We start from the raw sequence: 23,618 nt of genomic DNA, 5'->3' as shown, positions 1-23,618 counted from the left end.
ACCAAGAATTTATAAAATACTTGAATAAATTTGATATTTACCTTCAAAATAAAGTATACTGCTTATAGAACAGTAAATTATTATGTCCATATTACTCTTTTTTGAAAGGAAGAATAGTGAATGAAGCCACTTAATCTTACCAAACGCGAACGTCAAATCATGAATATCTTTTGGAATTCAGACAAACCTCTTTCTGCAAATGACATTGCTGTCCAACAGCAAGATCTAAGCAAGAATACCATTCAAGCAGTCGTACGTAAACTAAAAAACCACGACTTATTGAAAGTAGCGGATATCGGCTACAGCGGTACTGTTTTGACTCGGTTGTATTCTCCGAATGTGACCCAAGAAGACTTCTTAGCAGCAGAATTGTCTGATCAATCTTTATTGAATTTGATTACGAACTTTATCGAAACCAATAAAGATATCGATACATTGAACAACTTGGAAAAAATGATCACTGAGCGCCAAGGGGAACTTAAGAAATAATCTTTCCCCATCGTTCAACTCGTTGTATTCTGCCTGATACTTCCCAAAGTTTTTAGACAGTGCAGAAGAAAACGAAGCCTTCAAACTGCTTTTCCTGATTTTTTGGCAAAGTCGTGCATCGCTGTACCCACATTTGCCAAGCCAAGTGTTCTCAGCTTTACGTCACAAGTCAAGCTCGTGGAAAGAGACGACGACCCGTTTTCTCTTCCCTTTGATCTCACAAAAGCAACAATAAAGGAGAGCCATGTGTAGGTGTATCACCTAACACAGGGCTCTGTTTTTTTATTCTTTGATCAAGCCTTTGAATAAGCCAACGACAAATTCATTTGGATCAAATGGTTCTAAATCATTGATACCTTCTCCGAGTCCCACTAATTTGACAGGCAGCCGCAGCTCGTTACGGATCGCCAAGACGATCCCCCCTTTGGCTGTTCCATCAAGTTTGGTTAAGACGAGACCAGAAACATCCGTCGTTTCTTTAAATTGTTTTGCTTGATTCATCGCGTTTTGACCTGTTGTTGCATCCAACACGAGCAGGACTTCATGAGGGGCCGTTGGGTCCACTCGTTGAATGATCCGTTTGATTTTTTCTAGTTCGTTCATCAAATTGACTTTGTTTTGCAAACGACCCGCTGTATCTACTAATAAAACGTCAGCATTTTCTCGTTTTGCGCGCTCCATCGCATCAAACACGACTGCTGCTGGATCGCCTCCTGCATTGCCACGAACGACTTCAACACCAGCCCGTTCACCCCAGACCACTAATTGATCGATGGCACCGGCACGGAAAGTATCCGCTGCAGCCAATAAGACTTTCTTGCCTTCGGCTTTGAATTGGTGGGCTAATTTCCCGATACTGGTGGTTTTTCCAACACCGTTCACGCCAACAAATAAAATGACGGTCAACCCCGACTGCATATTCAACTCGTTGACTTCACCGACACCTGCTTCCCCATATAGGTCAACCAATTTTTCGATGATGACATTTTGGACATCTGCCGTTTTCTTCACATTACGTAGTTTGACTTCTTGTCTCAATGCATCCGCGATCTTCATCGCCGCATCAAAGCCGACGTCTGCGCCGATCAGCGTTTCTTCCACTTCTTCGAAGAAGTCTTCGTCCACCGTACGGAAGTTGGCAAACAATTCGTTCATCCGTTGCCCAAAGGTTTTCCGTGATTTCGTCAATCCTTTGGTGTATTTATCCTGCACACTTTCCGTTTCTGGCGCTGGTTGAAGGATTGGTGTAGCCGCTGGAGTTTCCTCTGATGGTGTATCCTTAGCCACTTCTTCTGGAATACTTGGTGCTTCTTCTCCTTTATTCGCTGTCGTTGCTTCTTGCTGCGGGGACACTTCAGCAGTTTCTTGCTCTGCCTCCAAATCACTGGAGTCGGCGGCTTCTGCAGGTGCCACTGGTTCTGAAGCGCCTTGTTCAGCAGGAGTTTGTGCTGGCTGGCTTTCTTCTGAACGCTGTGCCTCTGGTGAGTCAGCATCGACTAACGGTTTGTCGGTTTCTTGCTCTGCTTCTTTGGTTTCTCCAATCAGCGCTTTTTTGATTTTGTCAAAAAATCCCATCTTACACACCTCCTTTTAAGACATATTCTTCAATCACTGCTGCCACACCGTCTTCTTGGTTTGAAACGGTGACAACGTCAGCCGCCTCTTTAATGATTGGCACGGCATTGGCCATCGCTACGCCAATCCCAGCATAGCGAATCATCGGCAAGTCATTTTCTTCATCACCGATCGCCATCACTTCTTCTTGCTTGATCCCTAAATCTTGCGCCAATAGGCTGATACCATAGGCTTTGGTGATTCCTTTAGGCATAAATTCCAACAGGTTATTCCGGCTTTTGATGATTTCATACTTCTCGCGGATCTCTGAGGAAATCTCAGGGATCTTAGGATCCAAGACTTCCTGATGGTAGGCGATCACCGCTTTATTATAGAGCATCGATTCATCAAGATCAGCTACGGCAAAAGGACGACAATCCAATAAAGGATTCAACGAGCCATAAATCGATGGATGCGCTGCTGAAGTGGGTAAACTCAAGACGATCTCTTCAGATACCACGTCTAGAGGCAAATTCAAGTCTTCCGCCACTGAAACCAATTCATGGATATCTGCCAGCTGCATCGCTGCTTTTTCAATGATCTCGCCAGTCTCATTTTTTTGAACCAAACCGCCGTTAAAGGTGATGCTATAGTCGCCGGGTTCTTTCAGCGATAATTCTTCTAAGTACGGACGGATCGCCCGTAATGGACGTCCCGTACAAATGACGATTTTTACGCCTTGTGCTTTGGCACGAGCAAGTACCTCTTTGTTGCGAGGAGTCACTTCTTTTTTGTCATTCAATAACGTTCCGTCTAAATCGATCGCAATCAGTTTAATCATATCATTCCTCCTCTATGCTTGATCTGCTGCAAAACTACCGCCTTCACGCACTTCTTCTAAGCGCACGGACACGGTCTTCGACACTCCAGATTCTTGCATGGTCACACCATACAACACATCTGCTGCCTCCATCGTTCCTTTACGGTGAGTTACGACGATAAACTGTGTATCATTTTGGAAAGCACTCAAGTAATGACCGAAACGAGAGACATTGGCTTCATCCAATGCTGCTTCCACTTCGTCAAGCACACAAAACGGTACTGGACGAACTTGAATAATGGAAAACAATAACGCAATCGCAGTCAGTGCCCGTTCGCCCCCTGATAGCAAGCTGAGGTTTTGCAATTTCTTGCCCGGTGGTTGGGCTTCGATCTCGATCCCAGTGTTCAATAAATCTTTCGGATCTGTTAAGACTAATTCCGCATGACCGCCGCCAAACATATTAGGAAATACTTGTTTGAATTGCAAACGGATCGCATCGAAGACTTCGCCGAAACGGGTTTTGACTTCTTCATCCATTTCAGACATCGTATCAAATAGCTGTGCTTTAGCCGACAGCAGATCGTCTCGCTGACTCGTCAAGAACAAATGCCGTTGATTGACTTGCTCATATTGTTCGATCGCATTTAAATTGACTGGACCAATTTGCTCGATCGCTTGTTTTAGTTCCTGAATGTCGACTTTGGCTTGTTCTGCATCCTCGATTTCAGGGAAATCTTGCGCTGCCTTTTCAAAGGTGAGATTGTATTCTTCTTGTAAATACAACAAACGATTATCCATCACCAATTCTGCGCGATTTTTTTCGATCTCAACTTCGGTTTTTTCTGACAGCTTTTCTTTTTGCGTTAAGTTTTCAGCACTCAGGGCTTCGTCTAATGTGCCGATTTCTTGTTGAACGACTTGACGTTGTTCACGAATCACCGTCAATTCCGCTGTTACCTGCTGCTTGGTTTTTGTGAAGGTTTCAATTCGCTGAAGAATGCTTTCTTCTGAAAACTCATGATCGCTGACGTTGCTTGTCAAGGCAGCTAACTGCCGTTCTAAGGAGAGTTGACGCGCTTCGTTTTCTTCTAATGCTTGATTCGTAGCGGCAATTTTTTGCTGCAAATGGGCCACTTGTTCTTTTTGAACTGCGAAAGCTGCCTGCAAGCGCGCACTTTCTTGTGCTAAGGTTTGGCGTTTTTCCTCGATCAAGTCTTCTTCGGCATTCATTTGATGAATATCTTGGTCGATTTTCGCCAATTGCGCCGCAATATTCTTTTGCTGTTCTTCTAAGCTCGTCTTCTTCTCATCATATTCCTCAAAGAAGGCTTGCACTTCGCGATGTTCAAAATCAAACACTTGCTGCTCTTGCTTCAAGCGGATCAGGTCATTCTCAAGATTTTGTAAGCGGCTTTGCAGCTCATGCTCCGTCATGCGAGCCTGTTCTCCTTGCGTCCGCAATTCTTCTAATGCTGCTTGTGCTTCTTTGGTCGCTGCTTCAAAATGCTGGACTTGCTTTTCCGTTTTTAAAAGCCGCTCATCCAGTTGCGCCGCTTGTGCCGTCAATTGTTGCAGCTCGTTGCTTTGACTAAACAAACTACCGGCATTTTTCTTCGTTGCGCCACCCGTCATGGAACCGCCAGCATTCATGACATCCCCTTCTAAAGAAACGACCCGATAGCTATAGTTCAATGCCCGTGCTAACGCATTGGCACTTTGCAAGTCTTCGGCAATCAAGATACTGCCTAACAAGTTATCCGTAATGGTTTGGACGTGTTCGGGCGACTGGACCAATTCGCTGGCAACGCCGATAAATCCAGACACTTGCTTGGCCTGATTGCGGGCATAATCTGGCAAATGACGGGCTTTGATGGTCGTCAGCGGTAGGAAGGTTGCACGCCCCCCTCGATTTTCTTTCAAATACGTGATGGCTGCTCGCGCATCCCGTTCATTTTCAACGACGACATGCTGTGCAGCGGCGCCTAATGCGGTCTCGATCGCCACGGTATAGTCTTGCGGCACATCGATCAACTCCGCTACTGCGCCAACGATACCGCTGATCTGCTGTTTGTTTTTCAAAATCAAGCGAACGCCTTGATAAAAGCCGCTATAATTTTCTTGAATGTCTTGCAGACTGCGCTGTTTCGCTCGTACCTGCTGCACTTGACTCATTAACTGATACATTTTCTTTTGTTCTTCATCAAAGCGTTTTTTGTTGGTCTGAGCTTTTTCTTGAAGATGAATGTATTGCTTGCGTTGTTCTTCTAAAATCGCCTTAGCCTGCGTCAGCTGCTCTTCCACGAATTGCGTTTCCGTCGTCTTTTCTTTCAACGACGTATTCATTTGCGTCTGCTTGCTTAGCGCCGTTTGATTTTTCGCGGCTTCTTGTTGGTATTGACGCTCCAAGTATTTCAATTCGTTTCCAATCGTTGCCTGCTCCTGCATGGCTTCGACATATTGGCTACGCAACTCTTCAATGATTTCTTTTGCTGAACGTTGGTACTTTTCCTGCTCTTGCTGACACGCCAGCATCGCTGCTTCAACTTCCTGCACACTACGATTCTTTTGTGAAAGCAAGCCGATCAGTTCCGTTTTTTCTTCATTTAAAAGTGTGACCCGCTCTGTGACTTCCTCTAAAGTTTCTTGGTATTCGGCAGAGCTTTTTTGCGTATGCTTTGAACGTTCATCCAAGACTTCTTTTTGCCCTTCGGCTTGCTTCAGTCCTTCGGTGACCTCTAAAAGCTGCTGATTCAAACGCTCCAACGTTTCATCAAAAGCAGTACGTTGTTGCCGCAAAGAATGTAACGACAGTTCCCCTTGGTTGATCTTTTCGGAAATCTGCGCCAGTTCTTGGTTAAAGGTACTCAGTTGAGCTTTGGCTGTCTCCCACGCTTCTTTTGCTTTCGTGATCTCTAAGACCGCATAGGCCACATCGACCGTCGTCAATTTTTCTTTTAACGCTAAAAAGCGGTTGGCTGCTTCACTTTGGGCTGCCAGAGGCACCAACTGATCTTCTAGTTCATAAATGATATCTTGTAGACGGCTTAAATTGTCTTCCGTTTCAAACAATTTTTGCTCGGCTTTCTTTTTCCGCTGTTTGTATTTCAATACCCCCGCCGCTTCTTCAAAAATCCCACGACGGTCTTCTGGTTTGCTGCTGAAAATTGCTTCTACCTTGCCTTGGGAAATGATCGAAAATGATTCTTTCCCCAACCCAGAGTCCATAAACAGCTCTTGGATATCCTTTAAGCGGCAAGCTTGTTTATTTAAGAAAAAGTCGCTTTCGCCGGTTCTTCTCAAGCGGCGAGTCACGCTGATCTCACTGTAATCCATCGGCAAGTAATGATCGCTATTGTCTAAAACGATCGTCACTTCCGCTATATTTAGCGCTCTGCGGGTGTCAGAACCTGCAAAAATAACATCAGGCATTTTGCCACCACGTAGATTTTTGGCAGATTGTTCTCCTAAAACCCAACGAATCGCTTCGGTAATATTGCTCTTGCCGCTGCCATTTGGTCCGACGACTGCAGTCACTCGATGTTCGAAATCAATGACTGTGCGGTCGGCAAAGGATTTAAAGCCGGCAATCTCTATTCGTTTTAAATACACTCCGCCAGTCCTCTCTTACTGTTCAAGATCCGCCAAGGCATTCGCAGCGGCGTCCTGTTCTGATAATTTCTTCGATTTCCCTTGTCCTTTTCCGATCAAGGTATCATCGCAATAGACTTCCGTCCAAAAAATCCGTTCATGGGCGGGGCCTGCTTCTTTGATCAAACGATAATTGATGGAAACATCGCCGCCACGCTGCAAGACTTCTTGCAAGCGGGTCTTGTGATCCATCTCATGGGAAAAAGCACCTGCTTTTACTTTTGGAAAGACAACTTTCGTCAAAAAGCCGCTGACACTTTCCAATCCTTGGTCCAAGTATAACGCACCTAAAAAGGCTTCAAATAGATCACAAAGCAAAGAAGGTCGTTTACGACCGCCAGAGTTTTCTTCCCCTTTGCCTAGACGAATGTATTCATCGAATCGGCAATCTTTGGCAAACATGGATAAACTGTCTTCGCGAACGATTGCCGCCCGTAGCTTCGTCAGCTTACCTTCGGGCAGATCTGGCAATTCACGATACAAATACCGTGAAACGATCAACTCTAAGACAGCATCGCCCAAAAACTCTAAACGTTCGTTATCTGACAAGTGCAAGTTGCGGTGCTCATTCACATAAGATGAATGCGTAAACGCTTGTTCAAGCAGATCTACATCATGGAACACAATATCAAACTTTTCTTTTAGTTCTTTCGTTAATTGTGTATTCATTTGTCACATTCCTTCATTAGTTTATCGACACTTCCCTATTATACTGGTTTTTGCTGAATTATGAAATGTTTCCTCCAAATTCTTGGAAAGACTGTAATATAATTTTATTTACTTAATCTTCTCCTGTATAAAAAAGCCTGTTTTCCTCAGATACCCGCAAAAAAACAGAAAAAAAAGACGTCCTGGAAAGGACGTCTTTTCATCGATCATTGATTAACGAGATTCAGCTGTAACTGAAATTGTTGCCCAAGGATTGTAATTCACATCATAAGCCCATGTGAAGTCTTTGACGCGATTTGATACAGGTAACACCGCACTACGGTAAAGTGTTGGGATAACAAACGCTTCATCAGCAGCATATTCTTGCCATGCATCAAATGCTTCTTTACGTTTTGCTTCGTCAAACGAATCTTTTGAATCGATTGCTTCTAGCAATTTCGTATTTTCTTCTGATTCAAAACGAGTGTAGTTGAACGCAGAGTTAGGTCCATACAAGCCCATTGGTGATGGGTCATAACCAGTATTCCATGCACCTTGGTAAACATCAATCTCAGGATCATCATTTTCCAATTTGTCATAGAATGCTTGGAAGTCGATCAAGCGACCTGTTGTGTATTGTACATCAAGTCCGATTTCATTCCATTGTTGGATGTAGTAATCTGCTAATGGTTGTGCTGTTTCGCCACCTGACATTGAAGCAAAGTTAATGGTTAATTTCTCACCATTTTTGTCTTCACGCATACCGTCGCCATCGACATCTTTGTAGCCAGCATCATCAAGTAATTGATTTGCTTTGTCGATGTTTAAAGTATAACCTTCAACATCTGTATTGTGTAATGAGCCAAATACTGGTGGGATCAATGTCGTTGCATTTGTACGCAAGCCATTGTAGAAACGGCTTCCGACAGCATCATTATCTAATGCATAACCCATTGCTTGACGCAATGACTTGTCAGCCATTTTTGAATCAGGATTGTATTCAACTTTTCCTTCATCGGCATTCCATTTACCTAATTTGAAACCTAAATAAGTGTAAGCAGTATCTGTTCGGCCTAAGATTTGATAACCGTCAGTATCTTTATAAGTAGGATACGTATCTGTCGGCATTGATAAAGCCATATCATATTGTTTTGCGTTCATCGCTTCAACAATAGATGAAGTTGGAACTGCTTTAAATGATAATTTATCTAGTTTTGGCTTATCTCCATAATAGTATTCGTTTGGAACGTACTCTACGGATTCACCAGCTACGATATTTGACATTACATAAGGTCCGAAGACGATTGGATTTTTACGAACTTGATCGCTTGATTCCATATCTTTGACTTCGATTCCTTCAAAGGCGTGTTTTGGTAATGCTGAAGCCCAAATACCACCACCTGCTTGCATCATACCAGGGTGAACTTCTTTGTATTGAATTTTAACGACTTTGTCACTTTCTTTGGTGATACCAGAAATAGTATCAGCTTTACCATCATGGTAATCTTCCATACCAACAATGTTAGTAAAGTTACTATCATAACGAATACCAGTATAATCTTTGTTACCAATTACTTCGTAAGTGAAGATGATATCATCTGCCGTAACATCTTCGCCATCAGACCATTTCAGGTTGTCGCGTAAAGTAATTGTTGCTGCGTTGTTGTCTTCATCTAGCTCAAGGTTTGCAGCCCCGCCGTCAACAATTTTGAAATCAGCGTCATTGACGAATAAACTTTCATTACTTGGCAACATAAATTGTGCATCATAGTTATCTTGATAAAATTCTGTTTGGAACAACCCTTGGAATTGCGTATCCATCACTACTGCAACATCCAAAGTACCACCTTCGATTGCCTCTGCATCATTGCTAACTTCGATTGGGAAGTTGCTTACATCTTCCGTATCGTTTGCTGCATTGCTGCCGCCACCAGAAGAATCGGTTCCGCCGCCGTTGCTGCCACAAGCTGCCAATGCTAACACTGACAAAAGAGTGACCATACCAAAAATATTTTTCTTCATCCTGTATCCTCCTTGTTTATCCTAGTCGTTGACGCGCATCCGCTGAACGCTTAAATGCTTGACCAACGTAATTGATACTCAACATCAAGACTAAAATTAGAATTGATGCGGGTAACCAGATCCACTGTCTGTTGACCAGCACATCACCGCTGCTGGCATATCCGATCAGCGTTCCTAAACTTGGAACATTGGTCGGCAGACCAAAACCTAAGAATGTTAGTGTCGTTTCAATACCGATATTCGCTGCAAAGTTCATTGTTAAGTTGGTGATGATCAATGAGCTAAGGTTCGGCATGATTTCGCGGAACATGATGACGAAGTCATTGGTTCCGAGGGTTTTCGATGCACTAACATAGTCGCGACGGCCTTCTGAAAGGGTCTTACTTCGGAAGAGCCTTGCTTTTCCGACCCAGTAAAAGGCACTCATGACCCATATAAAGGTCCAAACGTTATAACGAGGTACGATCGATACGATAACGATAATGATCAACATGATCGGCAAAATCATAACAAAGTCAACGATACGCATCAAAATGTTATCAATGATGCCACCATAGTAACCTGAGATGATCCCTAGTCCGACCCCAACGATCGACGTAATGATCGTGATTGAAAAACCAATCAAGATTGAGTTACGCGCACCGATGATCAATTGTCCCCAAACATCACGGCCACCTTCATCCGCCCCTAAAAGGTAGGTGCCGCCGTTTGGCGAAATCGCGCCGGGTACAGCGTATTTATCAAGGATGCTGACACGCATCACTTGTGATTGGTCGATAACTGCTGAGCCGATAAACACGAACAATAAAACTGCGACTAACAACACTAATGAAAAGATCGCCATTTTATCTTTTAAGAATTCGCGAAAAATCATTTTTAATCCCATAGGCGGGATGCTCTCTTGTTTTAGTACTTTTTCTTTCTTTTCAGACACATTTATCCCCTCCTATTACTGGATTCTGATTCTTGGATCGACAATACTCATGATGATATCTGATAGCAGCGTACCGATCAAGGTCGCTAGTCCTAAGATCAATGTCAGTGAAGTGATCACGGCATAGTCCCGTTGGACGATACTATCGATAAACAGTTTTCCGACACCTGGGTAAGCGAAGATTTTTTCAATAACCACAGAACCTGCGATCAATGAAGTGATCTCGTAGCCCATTTGTGATGCGATCGGCAACGATGCATTACGGAAAACGTGACGTGAGAAGACTTTATTCGTTGGTACCCCTTTTGAACGAGCGGTACGAACGAAATCCAATGATTTCGAATCAATGACTTCACTTCGCAAGTATTGGATCGTCACTGCTGTTCCTAATAATGCAGAAGTGATCGCCGGTAATAGTAGGTGATACAAGCGACTCCAAAACTCAGCCATGCCACTGACCCCCGGAGCAACGGAACCACCCGTTGGGAACCAAGCCAATCGGTAACCGAAGATGAACAATGCGATCAACGCAAAGATAAACAACGGTACGGCGAAACTGAAGAAGTTGTAAACAACGACGACTTTATCAAGCAATGAATTTTGGTAACGTCCTGCCCACATCCCTAAAGGAATGGCAATCACGTAAGTCAAAATGACCGTCAATAAAGATAACCACAATGTGTTGCTGATACGTCCTGCTAATAACGTTGAAACAGGTAATTTAAAGATGAAACTTTGACCAAAGTCCCCTTTTAAGGCATTTCCGATCCAACGGAAATACTGGGTATACCATGGGTCATTCAAACCAGCGGCTTCACGCATCCGCTCAATAACAGCTGGATCTTGGTTTGGATTGATCAAACCGGTAAATGGATCCCCAGGCATTGCTTGTGCGATCAAGAAAATCAAGATACTCAAAATAATGACTTGCGGGATCATCAACAACAAACGACGTAGAATTGTTTTCCACATTATTCAGCACCCCCGTTTTTCAATGCGACTTGGTGCGACTCGGTGATTTTACGCAAGTCATACACTCTGCCAGTTTCGTCGTAGTAATCTTTTTGATGGGTCACATATTCCAACTCGACCTTGCGGCGGTTTTCTTTGTGAGCATCGCGATTTTTTACGTCGATTTGAGGAATCGCTGATAATAAACGTTTTGTATAGATGTGACGCGGGTCTTGATAGATGTCTTCCCGTGTCCCGATCTCAACGAAGCGGCCTTTGTACATGATGGCGATATTGTCACACATGTGTTTTACGACCCCTAAGTCATGAGAGATAAATAAGAAACTTAAGCCAAATTCTTGCTGGATCCGTTTCATAAAGTTTAGCACCTGCGCTTGAACGGATAAGTCAAGGGCTGAAACCGGCTCATCGGCGACGATCAGTTTTGGATTGGATGCTACCGCGCGGGCAACCCCTAACCGCTGACGTTGACCACCAGAGAACTCGTGAGGATATTTGTATAGGGCATCTTCTGGCATCCCAACGATATCCAGAAGGCTTTTCACTCGTTTTTTCTCTTCTTGATCGCTTAAGCGTTCAAAGTTGCGTAATGGTTCGGCGATAATGTCTACCACGCGTTTTTTAGGATTCAAGCTGGACATTGAATCTTGGAAAATCATTTGGACATCTTTGTTGTAGTTCATTTTTTTGCGGACGGAACGTTTGGTCACGTCTTGCCCATCATAAATGATTTCGCCACTGGTGATTTTTTCTAATCCAACGATGGCTTTCCCCGTCGTGGATTTACCAGAACCAGACTCACCAACCAATCCGTAGGTTTTTCCTTTTTCTATGATGAAGTCCACACCGTCAACGGCATACACATGGTCTGTGACGCGGTTGAAAAATCCGCTGCGAATAGGATAGTGGACTTTCAGATCTTTAATTGTAATTAATTCTGTCATCTACACTTCTCCTTCTTCGTCTCTAAAATGAAAATGCTTGTAGCATGTGCAACGGACCAAATGATCAGGTGCTACTTCATGCAAGACTGGGTTTGCTTCGTGGTCGCTTTCAGGAATCCAAGGAATCCGTGCGGCAAACCGACAACCCGTCCGTGGCATATTTTTCAATGAAGGAACTACGCCTTCGATCACGTGCAGTTCACTGTCTTGTGAATTTTCTTGAGGGATCGAGTTAAGCAATGAGCGGGTGTATGGATGTTTCGGATTGGCAAACAACTCTTCGGCTGTTGCGACTTCCACAAACTGCCCCCCGTACATCACGGCTACTCGGTCGGCCATCTCTGCTACGACACCTAAATCGTGGGTGATCAAAATGATCCCCGTCTGTGTTTCTTCTTGCAAATCTTTTAGTAGATCAAGGATCTGTGCTTGGATCGTCACATCCAACGCGGTCGTTGGTTCATCCGCAATAATGATTGGTGGTTTACAAGCAATTGCGATCGCAATGATGACCCGCTGACGCATCCCACCAGACAATTCATGAGGGTATTGACGTCCTACTCGCGGTGGATTGGGAATCCCCACTTGTTCTAATAATTCTAATGCTCGTGCTTGACGCTGTTCGGCGGTCATATCCGTATGGTAGGATAACCCTTCTTTGATTTGATCTTCGATCCGCATCAAAGGATTCAGTGCAGACAATGGATCTTGGAAAATCATCCCAATATCATTTCCGCGAATTTTGTTGTACAGCGTTTCGTTTAAGTTTGACAAGTTTAAATCTTTATATAAGATTTCTCCGGTGATTTTCGTGTTGTTTGGGTCATGCAGCCCCATGATCGTTGTAGCTAACGTACTCTTGCCGCAACCAGATTCTCCTACGATCGCTAAGATCTCATTGCGATCCAGTGTAAAAGAAATACCATCTACTGCGTCATAGTAATCGTCTTTAATACGAAAACCTGTGTGAAGGTTTTGAACATCTAGTAATTGATTATCTCTGGACAATCGAATACCCCTCTCTACTTTCTAAGATGTCTTGCAATTTAATGTAAAAAAAGAAGGAACATGCATTTCATTTCCAAAAGCTTTCTTAACATTGTATAATATATTCTTAATAATTATATAGAAATGCCACCAATAATGCAAGTCCCAGAAAAGTTAATACACTGAATTTTCAGAAAATTTACATTATGCTTTCAACGCCGTCATGTCAGGTTTAACGACCGTTTTTTAGATTCCGCTACCAAAGAAAAGCCGCTCAAAATCACTGCGGATCAATTATGAGAAAGAAAGAGCTAAGTCATCTAGGACTTAGCTCTTATGTCTGTCTTAAGCAAGATGGCTTGAAATATAATCAACCGCTCCACCGACTGTTTCGATCTGCTCGGCATCTTCATCAGAAATCTCGGTACCAAATTCATCTTCTAGTTCAAGGACGAATTCCATCACACTGATCGAATCAGCGTTCAAGTCGTCTTTAATGCTCATCGTATCCGTTACGTTCTCTGCGTCAATTTCAAAATGATTGGCGATCACGACCGCAACTTTCTTGAATACTTCATCTCGTGTCAACTGGCTTCACCTCCACGCGTTTGCACAAAACATAGAATGGCTAACAAACATTGTACTGCTTTCTATGCTTTTTGTCTAGATATTTTTGCAATTTCATTACAATCATTGCATTATGATTGCGTTTCGTCTTTGTCAGTCGGCATTTCTTCAAAATGGGCGACCAATTGTGCCACGACATCTGTCGCTAACATCGTATGGATCTGCTTGATGGTGTACGCCACCGCTTCTGGTCCTGTCGCACCATGGGTTTTGATGACTGGGGCTTTCAACCCAAACAATACGGCACCGCCGTGTTTCGCATAATCCATTTCATTTTTCACTTTCCGCAACGCATCTTTTAATAATAATGCGCCTAATTTCCCTTTGGCACCGGAATCGAGAATCGATTGTTTCAACAGCGCCATCAAATTCAAGGCGGTTCCTTCGATCGATTTCAAAACAGCATTTCCAGTAAAGCCATCTGTCACGACGACGTCAGCTGCACCATCCAATAATTCCCGAGCCTCGACATTGCCGATAAAGTGGATCGTCGGGTCTTGCGAAAGCAGTTCAAAGGCTTTTTTCGTTAATTCACTGCCTTTGGTTTCTTCCGTTCCGTTATTTAACAAGCCGACCCGTGGTCGATTGATCCCGCGAACTTTTTGGGCATAAAAGGACCCTAAGACGGCATAGTTTGCCAAATGTTCTGGTTTATTGTCGGCATTGGCACCTAGATCCAGCATATCAAAGCCAGCATCTTTGCCGATCACTGGCATTGTGGACATCAATCCGGGACGGTCGATCCCTTTGATCCGACCGACGATAAACAAACCAGCCGCTAATAAGGCACCAGTATTTCCAGCTGAAAAAATCGCATCTGCCTCACCATTTTTGACCGCTTGTGCTGCCAAGACCATTGAGGCGGTTTTTTTTCGTCTGATCGCTTTGACAGGCTCATCATCACTATTGATTTTTTCATCCGTGTGGATAATGGTGACATTTTTATCATCCGTCATGTATTTTTTGATTTCATTTTCTTTTCCGTAAAGGAGGAATTCAATCTCTGGAAAGTCTTTTTTTGCCAGCATGACTCCTTCTACGATCGCTTTTGGGGCGTTGTCTCCGCCCATTGCATCAACAGCAATCCGCATCTCGCTGCCACTCCCTTCATTTTCCCAATCAGTATAGCATATTCTTTAATCAAAAAATTGTTTGTCTGCTTTTTTTGCTGCTAAATAGTTCGCCAATGCCGAAAATTCTGGCAACAGCTGCCAGCCATTATTTTGCCAAAGCTGGGCAGCTTCGACTTGTGCCACTTCTAGAATATGGGCATCTGCGACCAAATCGGCAGCCGCAAACTCTGGCAAGCCCGATTGTCGATTGCCGAAGACTTCTCCTGGTCCTCGCAACTGCAAATCTTTTTCGCTGACTACAAAGCCGTTGGTGGTTTCTGTCATGATCTTCATTCGCTCGACCCCTGTTTCATTCTTCGGGTTTGCGATCAATATACAGTAAGAAGCATCGGCGCCGCGCCCTACCCGTCCACGCAATTGATGAAGCTGGGCTAACCCGAAGCGATCGGCGTCAATGATCAGCATCACTGTAGCATTGGGGACATTGACCCCTACTTCGATGACCGTCGTGGAAACCAAGATCTGCAGTTGATTTTCTTTGAAAGCTTCCATAATGCTGTCTTTTTCTTGATTCTTCATTTTCCCATGCAGCATCCCCACTTGATAAGTAGGAGAAAAGTAACTTTGCAGCTGCTCATAAATCTCCGTGGCATTCTTGACATCCAGCATTTCGGATTCTTCAATCAAAGGACAGATGACATACATCTGATGCCCTTGTGCCAATTCTTTTTGCGCCCACTCTAAGATCGATTCAAACTGCGGCGGACGGACCCAGCGAGTCTCTACAGGAATCCGTCCTGCTGGCATTTCATCGATCACCGAAACATCCATTTCGCCATAAGCCGTGATCGCTAACGTACGAGGGATCGGTGTGGCGGTCATAAAGAGCACATCGGGCAGATAGCCTTTTTCCCGTAAGACTTTTCGCTGATTGACCCCAAAACGGTGTTGTTCATCGGTGATGACTAAGCCAAGATGTGCAAAGTCCACGCCTTCTTGAATCAGCGCATGGGTCCCAACGATGATGTCGATCTCCCCGGCTGCTAATTGTTCTAAGATGACTCGCCGTTCTTTTGGTTTGGTCGAGCCTGTCAAAAGAGCGGTGGTCACTTCTAAGGGGTCAAAGAGTTGATTCAAGCTTTCTAGGTGCTGCTGGGCCAAAATCTCAGTCGGCACCATCAGCGCGCCTTGAAAGCCAGCCGTCATCGTGGCATAAAGGGCGATCGCCGCCACGACTGTTTTTCCGCTTCCTACATCTCCTTGCAAGAGTCGCTGCATGTGCTGCGGACTTTTCAGGTCATGGCAGATTTCATTGGTCACGCGCTTTTGCGCATTCGTCAATTCAAAGGGCAGTTTACGAGTAAACTCTTTCAAGCGTTGCACATCATAATCGATCGCCAAGCCGTTTTTCTCGGCTTTTTCGCTTTTCTTCAGTCCTTGGATCTGCATTTGGAACAAAAAGAACTCTTCAAAAATCACCCGACGCTTCGCTTGATGACTCTCTTGGGGATCTTTAGGAAAGTGCATCGCAAACATCGCGGATTTCCGATCCAACAAGCGATATTTTTCGATCAATGACAAAGGCAAGATCTCTGTGATTTGATCACCAAAATCAAGGAATGCCTGTTTGATCAGTTCGATCAACACACTTTGACGCACGGCTTTATTGACATGATAAATGGGGGCAAAGTCTTCTGCGCTCTTGCTGCCGAGAATTTTCATCCCCGTCAGTCCTTTGCGTTTGGCGTCCCATTTGCCATAGACGGCGATCTCTTCTGAAACCTCTACTTTATCCTTCAAATAAGGCTGATTGAAAAAGGAGACATTAAAGACATCGTGGTCTTGCATCATGCGAAATTGCAACCGACTTTTCTTATAGCCAAAGCGATTGACGACCGGCGGGGAAACGACGATCCCCTTGATCGTTACTTTTTCTTGGTCTTGAATCTCCGCTAATTGCCGTTCTTGAATGTCTTCATAACGAAACGGATAATACTTCAGCAGGTCTTCAATGGTTTCGATCCCTAAACTCGCCAAGTCTTGGGCGCGTTTTTCTCCGACACCCTTTAATACCGTAAGTGGCTGATTCAGCATAGGTACCCTCCTTTTCCAAAGTGATTTTGTTTATTGCAGAGATTCCTGCATTCATAGAAAAAGACGGAGCCAAAAATCATCTACGATTTTTGCCCCCGCCGCCTAATTTGTTTATTCTGCTGAGAAAAGATACGGATAAACTGGCTGATCGCCTTGATGGATCTCTACTTCGATCTCAGGATGCAGTTCAACGATCGCTTCTTCGATTTTCGCTGCTTCTTTGGCTTTGCCTTCTTCACCGATAATGATGGTGACGATCTCAGTATCTTCTGTGATCATTTTTTCTAAGGTAGTCATGGAAGCAGAGAAACGATCCGGAACAGAAACAACGATTTTGCCGTCGACCATTCCTAAGAAGTCGCCTTCTGTAATTTCGATGCCATCAATTGATGTATTACGGATCGCATGAGTCACTGATCCGCTGACAACACTTGCTAAGACATCGGTCATAGCTTGCTGATTTTCAGCTAGTGTGGATTGCTCGTGGAATGCCAGCATCGCTGTCATCCCTTGTGAGATCGTCCGTGTTTCAACAACCGCTACTGGAATCTCGGAAACTTCCGCTGCTTGCTGTGCAGCCATAAAGATATTTTTGTTATTTGGTAGAACGATCACTTGGTCGGCATTAACTTCATTGATCGCCAACAAAATGTCTTCCGTACTTGGGTTCATCGTTTGGCCGCCACTGATGACATATGAAGCACCCAGGCTAGTGAACAACTCTTTCAAGCCTTCGCCAGCCGCGATCGCGATGATCGCAAATGGTGTCCGTGGACGTTTCACTGGTGCAGGTTTTGCACCTTGCTGGTCGTGTTCCAAAATCGTTTCATGCTGAAGACGCATGTTGTCGACTTTGATTTTCACCAATGAGCCGAATTTTTGACCATAATTCATGACTTCGCCAGGATGTTCCGTATGGACATGGACTTTGATGATCTCATCGTCGTTGACCACTAATAAGGAATCCCCTAACTCATTTAAGTAATTACGGAATGTTTCATAATCAAATTCACTATCTACAGTCGGACCTTCACCGATCTTCACCATGATTTCTGTACAGTAACCAAAGGTGATATCTTCTGTCGCTAAGTGTCCTTGAACGCTGCGATGATGTTCGGCATTGACCATTTCATCCATAGCCGCTGGGGAAGGTTCGAAGATTTCATCGGCTGGGTATTCACCCGTCAACGCATTTAAGAAGCCTTCATAAATGAACAACAATCCTTGACCGCCGCTATCTACCACGCCGACTTCTTTTAAGACGGGCAATAGATCTGGGGTTTTCGCCAATGAACGTTTTGCACCGTGAACCACGGCTTTCATCACTTCGATACAATCATCGGTAGTTTGTGCTTTTTTCTCGCCATATTCAGCTGCGATGCGTGCCACAGTCAAGATGGTTCCTTCCACAGGTTTCATGACTGCTTTATAGGCGGTTTCTACTCCATGAGTAAAGGCTTGAGCCAATTCTGGTGCAGTGAGTGTTTCTGCGGTCGGGATAGCTTTAGAAAAACCGCGGAATAATTGAGATAAAATGACGCCAGAATTCCCACGTGCGCCCATCAATAGTCCTTTTGAAAGTGTAGCGGCAAGATCGCCGACGTTTTCTGAAGTCGCATCTGCGACCGCTTTTGCTCCACTGGTCATGGATAGATTCATGTTTGTCCCAGTGTCTCCATCTGGAACAGGAAACACATTCAATGAGTTGACAAACTCTGCATTAACTTGTAGACGAGCCGCGCCTGCCTGCACCATTTCTTGAAACTGACTTGCGCTGATATTCGTTACCTTCACTTAGATAGTCCTCCTTAAAATCATCCGCCATGAACGGATCCCTTGCCTAATCTGGCAGTACACGTACGCCTTGAACAAATACATTTACCGAGTTCGCAGATACACCTAGCATCGTTTCTAAGTTGTATTTCACTTTTTCCTGCACGTTGCGGGAAACTTCGGAAATCTTTGTTCCATAGCTGACGATCGTGTATACATCCACTGCAATGCCGTTTTCTTCTTGGCGGACAACGACACCGCGAGAATAATTTTCTTTTCGTAAAATTTCATTGATGTTATCTTTGATTTGTTTCTTGCTAGCCATACCAACAATGCCGAACACATCTGTTGCTGCGCCTCCGACCACTGTTGCAATGACTTCATTGCTGATTTCAATAATACCTGATGAGGTTTGAATTTTTACAGCCATTTTATAGCCTCCTTCAATGGGCATGACCCATCTTTCTTCTTACATATTTTATCATAGCTGTACCGCAAATAAAAGGATGAGACATATGAAAAGGGGCTTTCTGACCAAACGTCTTGCATTTCGACCTTGTTTAATTTACAATGTTTACCGGGAAAAGTCAATGTTTCTTGAAAATTACTCTTGCTTTTTTCACCTTTCTGTGATAAATTCAGATGGTATGAGCTGAAATAGCGCTCCAACATCAAGGCAAAGGAGGAAATAACCACATGGCTAAAGTTTGTTACTTTACTGGACGTAAAACTACAAGTGGAAACAATCGTTCTCACGCAATGAATGCGACAAAACGTACTGTGAAACCTAACTTGCAAAAAGTTCGCGTTATGATTGACGGAAAACCTAAAAAAGTTTGGGTGTCAACTCGTGCTTTGAAATCTGGAAAAGTTGAGCGCGTATAATTAGACCTTTTCGGCCGTTCGTTTTGAACGGCTTTTTTTGTACCCTTTTTTCTTTGGTGCGCTTTCACTTAGGTTTTCATTAAAGAAAACAGGTCTTTGTTTTTTTAATCGATTCACCTGTGGTAAACTAAGAAAAAATTGATAAAGAACAGGTGACTTCTTGTGACGAAAATAAAAACATTTGCCAAACAACATTGGCCTTATATGCTTGCTAGTTTCTTCTTGCCGTTTCTTATCATGGCAGTAATCTATTTGACTATCGGCATCTACCCTGGCAGCAGCCGCAGTGTCTTAGCCAGTGATGCCTTTTCGCAATTCTCAAACTTTCATGCCAGCTTTCGCAATATGCTCTTAGGCAAGCAAAGTATCTTTTATACATGGAATGCCTCTTTAGGCTTGAATTATCTGGCACTGATCTCCTATTACTTAGGCGGGATCTTCACTCCTCTGGTCTTGTTTTTCCCAAATCAGCTGATGCCAGATGCGTTGTACTTCTTGACCTTGATCAAGATCGGCAGTGCGGGCTTGGCGTTTTGGTTTTATGCCAGCCAAACCTTTAAGATCCAACGTTGGCAGCATGTGACCTTAGCCGTCTGTTATGCCTTGATGTCCTTCATCACCGCCCATTCGGAACTGATCATGTGGCTTGATGCCATGATCTATCTACCGCTAGTGATTTTAGGTATTGACCGTTTAGTGAAAAAGAAAAGACCAGTCGTGTTATTTATCAGTTATCTGCTGTTATTTTTATCCAGTTTTTACATGGGCTTTATGATCGGTCTCTTTTCCGTGATGTATTTCTTGGTTCAGTTGGGGCGCAACTGGAAGCAAGCTCGGGGGGCGATCATTCCTTACGGCATCACCTCCTTGTTAGCTGGTGGCGCCTCAATGGTGATCATCTTACCTGCCTTATTGGATTTGCGCTCAAACGGGGAAGAATTAACAACGATTTCTTCCTTTAAAACCGAAGCCACCGATGTCTTTGACCTCGTGATGAAAAACATGATCGGTGTTTACGATACGACAAAATACGGCTCCATTCCCTTCATCTATATCGGCTTATTGCCGCTGCTGTTGTGTATTTTATATTTTGTTTCGAAGAAAATCCGCTTGAAGGATAAATTCTTATACGCTGGCATGTTTGCTGTTTTGATCGCCAGTTTTTATATCGTGCCGATGAATCTTTTTTGGCACGGGATGCATGCTCCAAATATGTTCCTTTTCCGTTATGCCTATTTGTTCTCCTTCTTAGTGATCATGCTGGCGGGATACGGGTGGGAGAAGCTGCAGCAAAAAGATCGCGGATTGTTTCTCATTATTGGTCTTTCTACGATCGTGGTGTTTGCCCTCTCCTACGCATTGAAAGGACCTGGAACCTATGAATATGTTTCCGCTACTTCTTTTGCGCTAACGATCGTATTCTTTGTTCTTTACTTGTTATGTATTGGGTTCGGGCAATTAGGTCTTTTAACACAAAAACGAGTGACGATCTTGATGCTGATCTTCGTCTGCGGAGAAATGGCCGTCAATACGAGCGGCATGGTTCGCGGAATTTTGAATGATTGGAACTATGCTTCTCGCAGTTTGTATACAGAACCTTATCCGGACATCAAAAAACTAGTCACTCAAGCCAACGAAGACAATGATACCTTTTTCCGATTAGAAAACCTTGATCCTGTTTCTTCCAACGACAGTATCAATTATGGCTACAGCGGTGTCAGCATGTTTTCTTCGATCCGTAACCGCAATTCCTCAAGCTACCTGGATAAGCTGGGCTTTCGGTCCCGCGGCACCAATTTAAATATCCGCTATCCGAATAATACCTTGCTGATGGATGCTTTTACAGGGATCAAATACAATATCTCCAAGCCAAATCTCACCAAATACGGCTTTCAACGTGTGGGGGAATCTGGTGAATACAAGCTTTATGAGAATCAAAATGCGTTACCGCTAGGTTTCTTGGCTGAACCAACCATTGAATCGATTGAACAGCCGCAAAACGACAACTTGACGAGCCAGAAAAATCTTTTCAATGGCTTGGCCGATTTAAATTTAGAGTATTTTGCCTTTCAGCCGATCACGGTGATCCATAGTAAAAATACAGATATCACCAATGACGGCATGTATATGAAATTTACCGAGCAAGAAAGCAATGTCGCAAAAGAAGTGACTTGGCAAGTGGAGGTTCCAGCGAACTCGCAAGCATACTTGAGTCTTTTCCCTGCCAACTTTGGGGAATTGGAAAGCTCATCTGCCACCGTGACAGTCAACGGTCAGCAGCGAGAAACGCAAATCAGTATCAACGGTCAATACTACGACTTAGGGCACTATGAGACCGATACGACGGTTCAATTCACCGTCAGCTTCTACGGAACGCCTGAAATCTCCTTCCAAAACCCGCAAGTCGTGACCTTGGATACCAACGCCTACCAACAAGCAATTGATGCGATCCAAGATCGAGGGGTCGCTATGACGGTCGGCAAACGCAGTGCCAAAGCCGATATCACGACTGAAAAAGAGCAGCAGCTTGTAACGACCATCCCTTATGACAAGGGCTGGACTGCTACGCTTGACGGCAAAGAAGTTCCAATCACCGCCTTTCAAGACGGCTTTATCAGTGTGACGATCCCAAGTGGCACCCATCACTTGGAACTGTCCTTCTTGCCGCAAGGCTTTGTTATCGGTGTTTGCTTGTTCTTCGGCTGCATCGCATTGTTTATCCTGTTTGCTTGGTTTTACCAGAAACAAGTAGCCAAAAAGCAAGTTTTAGACGACCAACGTCAACTCATGGATCAACCACCAGAAACCTAATCGAAAAAGAACCAACTCGTCTTTTGAGGCGCTCCCCATAAGTTAGAGCAAACGCTGACTTATGGGTGTCGCTCAATGATCGGTGAGTTTGGTTCTTTTTGTGCTGGCGTTCCGCAGTTGTTCGCTCTAGTGGCCTTAGCCTCCACTACCGACTAGATCCCCTTCGATGCGGGGCCAAATGCCTAGCCCGTTAGCCCTTAGAGCGTTTAGCGAAACATAAGATAACTGTTAGGTTCTTCCGCATTTTTCTTGATGGAGTGCAACGATCGCTCCCATAAGTTAACCATTTTGGTTTGTTTCAAGACGCGAAAGATCGAAAGCCCTTGGTCGATTTTCAACAGTCCTTTTTCTTGATCGCCATAAATATACCAGTACCACCCTTGATAGCAAAGAAGATGCGTGCTGTTTAGCATGTCTCCGCGATCTGCCAATAATTCCTCTGCAATGGTCAACACCTCTTTTGCCCACTCCAGGCGGCGAAAATTGACAAACGTCGTAAAACAACTAAAAATCAAATCCATTTGAATTTCTCGCATCAAGGACAAGCCTTGCTCTTTTTTTGTGCGGGAAATAGCGATCTGCAGTAAGTGATAGGAGGTTTCGACAGGAAACAAGAATTGAAAATACCGAAACAGCAAAATCTCATAAACGCCCCAGTTGTCTACTTTCGTAAGGTAGGAAATGACGGGGCGAGTTTTGGTGCGCAGCTTTTCCATATAGTCACCAGAAGAGTGATTGGGTTTAAGACCTGAGAGATTGATTTCATGTATCTCCTTTGTGATCTCAAGGTACAGAAAAACAAAAGAATGCTGTTTGGAAGCGGCGATCAGTTCGCTGCGCATTTCCTCCAGCCCTTCTTTGCTTCGCTGGGCGTGGGCGTTACTCAAGAAAGCTTCTTTGTTGATCCCTAAAATTCGATCCAGTAAATCCATAAATTCGCTCGTCATATAGCTGGGGAAGCTCATCAGGTTGTCGTGACTTTTTATGCCTTTTTGCTGCGCACGTAAATAATAAAACTCCTCTACCGTAACATGGATATTTTCTAATAAGCGCTCCAATCGATGAATACTGATACTTGAAGCACCTTGCTCAAATTTACTGATAAACGAGCGACTGTTTTGTTCATCCGCCACTTGAGCGATCGTATAGCCGCGCTCTTTGCGCAATTGTCGGTACAGTTTTCCTTCTTCCATAACCATCCTCCTAGCGATCAGTCTGCAAACGCCAAACCAAACTTGCTTTACGAATGAAGCTCTGCCATTAAATGCTACTATTTTAGATTCAAATCTAGATTCAACCTTATAAAATGTTGAGGAACAAAATCTACGATCCCC

The 23,618-nt window shown here is 44.0% G+C and carries 18 protein-coding genes; 3 read left to right on the top strand and 15 right to left on the bottom strand.

Annotated features, from left to right (window positions below; all coding sequences use genetic code 11):
• Nucleotides 1-120: 120 nt before the first annotated feature.
• Complete coding sequence (locus IGI73_RS01485; protein ID WP_005227140.1) at nucleotides 121-489, top strand: BlaI/MecI/CopY family transcriptional regulator; 369 nt, start codon at nucleotides 121-123, stop codon at nucleotides 487-489.
• Between the two features lie 282 nt (nucleotides 490-771).
• On the opposite strand, the gene ftsY is transcribed toward IGI73_RS01485, so the two are convergent.
• The 14 genes from ftsY to IGI73_RS01415 all read right to left on the bottom strand — a co-directional run bounded on the left by ftsY (nucleotide 772) and on the right by IGI73_RS01415 (nucleotide 19,018).
• Nucleotides 772-2,064 (bottom strand): signal recognition particle-docking protein FtsY, encoded by a 1,293-nt coding sequence (ftsY, locus tag IGI73_RS01480; RefSeq protein ID WP_015508821.1) that lies wholly within the window; start codon nucleotides 2,062-2,064, stop codon nucleotides 772-774.
• Between the two features lies 1 nt (nucleotide 2,065).
• Nucleotides 2,066-2,884: a Cof-type HAD-IIB family hydrolase gene (locus IGI73_RS01475; protein WP_015508820.1), complete on the bottom strand. Its 819-nt coding sequence runs from the start codon at nucleotides 2,882-2,884 to the stop codon at nucleotides 2,066-2,068.
• 12 nt (nucleotides 2,885-2,896) lie between these two features.
• Nucleotides 2,897-6,475: a chromosome segregation protein SMC gene (smc, locus tag IGI73_RS01470; protein WP_438759015.1), complete on the bottom strand. Its 3,579-nt coding sequence runs from the start codon at nucleotides 6,473-6,475 to the stop codon at nucleotides 2,897-2,899.
• A 15-nt stretch (nucleotides 6,476-6,490) separates the two neighbouring features.
• The gene (gene rnc, locus IGI73_RS01465; RefSeq protein WP_005227136.1) at nucleotides 6,491-7,183 is read right to left on the bottom strand and encodes a ribonuclease III; all 693 of its coding nucleotides are present in this window, start codon (nucleotides 7,181-7,183) and stop codon (nucleotides 6,491-6,493) included.
• Between the two features lie 213 nt (nucleotides 7,184-7,396).
• A complete protein-coding gene (locus IGI73_RS01460) occupies nucleotides 7,397-9,184 on the bottom strand; it encodes an oligopeptide ABC transporter substrate-binding protein (RefSeq protein ID WP_016611487.1) in 1,788 nt (595 codons plus the stop codon).
• A gap of 16 nt (nucleotides 9,185-9,200) precedes the next feature.
• A complete protein-coding gene (locus IGI73_RS01455; RefSeq protein WP_153883525.1) occupies nucleotides 9,201-10,070 on the bottom strand; it encodes an ABC transporter permease in 870 nt (289 codons plus the stop codon).
• Nucleotides 10,071-10,133: 63 nt separating this feature from the next.
• The gene (gene opp4B / locus IGI73_RS01450; RefSeq protein WP_005227132.1) at nucleotides 10,134-11,090 is read right to left on the bottom strand and encodes an oligopeptide ABC transporter permease; all 957 of its coding nucleotides are present in this window, start codon (nucleotides 11,088-11,090) and stop codon (nucleotides 10,134-10,136) included.
• Nucleotides 11,090-12,034, bottom strand: coding sequence for an ABC transporter ATP-binding protein (locus IGI73_RS01445; RefSeq protein WP_005227131.1), 945 nt, complete (start codon nucleotides 12,032-12,034; stop codon nucleotides 11,090-11,092). The genes opp4B and IGI73_RS01445 overlap by 1 nt, the downstream gene beginning before the upstream one ends.
• Nucleotides 12,035-13,042, bottom strand: coding sequence for an ABC transporter ATP-binding protein (locus tag IGI73_RS01440; protein ID WP_005227130.1), 1,008 nt, complete (start codon nucleotides 13,040-13,042; stop codon nucleotides 12,035-12,037).
• 324 nt (nucleotides 13,043-13,366) lie between these two features.
• A complete protein-coding gene (gene acpP / locus IGI73_RS01435) occupies nucleotides 13,367-13,609 on the bottom strand; it encodes an acyl carrier protein (protein ID WP_005227129.1) in 243 nt (80 codons plus the stop codon).
• 110 nt (nucleotides 13,610-13,719) lie between these two features.
• Nucleotides 13,720-14,739 (bottom strand): phosphate acyltransferase PlsX, encoded by a 1,020-nt coding sequence (gene plsX, locus IGI73_RS01430; RefSeq protein ID WP_016609182.1) that lies wholly within the window; start codon nucleotides 14,737-14,739, stop codon nucleotides 13,720-13,722.
• Nucleotides 14,740-14,784: 45 nt separating this feature from the next.
• Complete coding sequence (gene recG / locus IGI73_RS01425) at nucleotides 14,785-16,815, bottom strand: ATP-dependent DNA helicase RecG (RefSeq protein ID WP_428206916.1); 2,031 nt, start codon at nucleotides 16,813-16,815, stop codon at nucleotides 14,785-14,787.
• Nucleotides 16,816-16,926: 111 nt separating this feature from the next.
• Nucleotides 16,927-18,609 carry a DAK2 domain-containing protein gene (locus IGI73_RS01420; protein ID WP_005227126.1) on the bottom strand — a complete coding sequence of 561 codons (1,683 nt, stop codon included), beginning with the start codon at nucleotides 18,607-18,609 and terminating at the stop codon, nucleotides 16,927-16,929.
• 46 nt (nucleotides 18,610-18,655) lie between these two features.
• Nucleotides 18,656-19,018, bottom strand: a complete 363-nt coding sequence (locus IGI73_RS01415; protein WP_005227125.1) for an Asp23/Gls24 family envelope stress response protein — start codon at nucleotides 19,016-19,018, stop codon at nucleotides 18,656-18,658.
• A gap of 266 nt (nucleotides 19,019-19,284) precedes the next feature.
• Here IGI73_RS01415 and rpmB point away from each other — a divergent pair, with 266 nt between their 5' ends.
• Nucleotides 19,285-19,473: a 50S ribosomal protein L28 gene (gene rpmB / locus IGI73_RS01410; RefSeq protein ID WP_003128045.1), complete on the top strand. Its 189-nt coding sequence runs from the start codon at nucleotides 19,285-19,287 to the stop codon at nucleotides 19,471-19,473.
• Nucleotides 19,474-19,635: 162 nt separating this feature from the next.
• Complete coding sequence (locus tag IGI73_RS01405; protein ID WP_428206917.1) at nucleotides 19,636-22,284, top strand: YfhO family protein; 2,649 nt, start codon at nucleotides 19,636-19,638, stop codon at nucleotides 22,282-22,284.
• A gap of 206 nt (nucleotides 22,285-22,490) precedes the next feature.
• On the opposite strand, the gene IGI73_RS01400 is transcribed toward IGI73_RS01405, so the two are convergent.
• Entirely contained in the window at nucleotides 22,491-23,477 is a 987-nt protein-coding gene (locus tag IGI73_RS01400; RefSeq protein WP_015508815.1) for an Rgg/GadR/MutR family transcriptional regulator, read from the bottom strand.
• Between the last annotated feature and the right edge of the window lie 141 nt (nucleotides 23,478-23,618).

Source organism: Enterococcus sp. DIV0755f (genome assembly GCF_051713725.1).
GTDB classification, from domain to species: domain Bacteria; phylum Bacillota; class Bacilli; order Lactobacillales; family Enterococcaceae; genus Enterococcus_D; species Enterococcus_D casseliflavus.
This window is presented reverse-complemented; position numbering and strand designations above follow the sequence as displayed.

Bases quoted from the DNA above. Each gene is read 5' to 3' on its own strand.
- IGI73_RS01485 (WP_005227140.1), top strand. From the start codon at position 121: ATGAAGCCACTTAATCTTACCAAACGCGAACGTCAAATCATGAATATC.
- ftsY (WP_015508821.1), bottom strand. From the start codon at position 2,064: ATGGGATTTTTTGACAAAATCAAAAAAGCGCTGATTGGAGAAACCAAA.
- IGI73_RS01475 (WP_015508820.1), bottom strand. From the start codon at position 2,884: ATGATTAAACTGATTGCGATCGATTTAGACGGAACGTTATTGAATGAC.
- rnc (WP_005227136.1), bottom strand. From the start codon at position 7,183: ATGAATACACAATTAACGAAAGAACTAAAAGAAAAGTTTGATATTGTG.
- IGI73_RS01460 (WP_016611487.1), bottom strand. From the start codon at position 9,184: ATGAAGAAAAATATTTTTGGTATGGTCACTCTTTTGTCAGTGTTAGCA.
- IGI73_RS01455 (WP_153883525.1), bottom strand. From the start codon at position 10,070: ATGGGATTAAAAATGATTTTTCGCGAATTCTTAAAAGATAAAATGGCG.
- opp4B (WP_005227132.1), bottom strand. From the start codon at position 11,090: ATGTGGAAAACAATTCTACGTCGTTTGTTGTTGATGATCCCGCAAGTC.
- IGI73_RS01445 (WP_005227131.1), bottom strand. From the start codon at position 12,034: ATGACAGAATTAATTACAATTAAAGATCTGAAAGTCCACTATCCTATT.
- plsX (WP_016609182.1), bottom strand. From the start codon at position 14,739: ATGCGGATTGCTGTTGATGCAATGGGCGGAGACAACGCCCCAAAAGCG.
- recG (WP_428206916.1), bottom strand. From the start codon at position 16,815: ATGCTGAATCAGCCACTTACGGTATTAAAGGGTGTCGGAGAAAAACGC.
- IGI73_RS01415 (WP_005227125.1), bottom strand. From the start codon at position 19,018: ATGGCTGTAAAAATTCAAACCTCATCAGGTATTATTGAAATCAGCAAT.
- rpmB (WP_003128045.1), top strand. From the start codon at position 19,285: ATGGCTAAAGTTTGTTACTTTACTGGACGTAAAACTACAAGTGGAAAC.
- IGI73_RS01400 (WP_015508815.1), bottom strand. From the start codon at position 23,477: ATGGAAGAAGGAAAACTGTACCGACAATTGCGCAAAGAGCGCGGCTAT.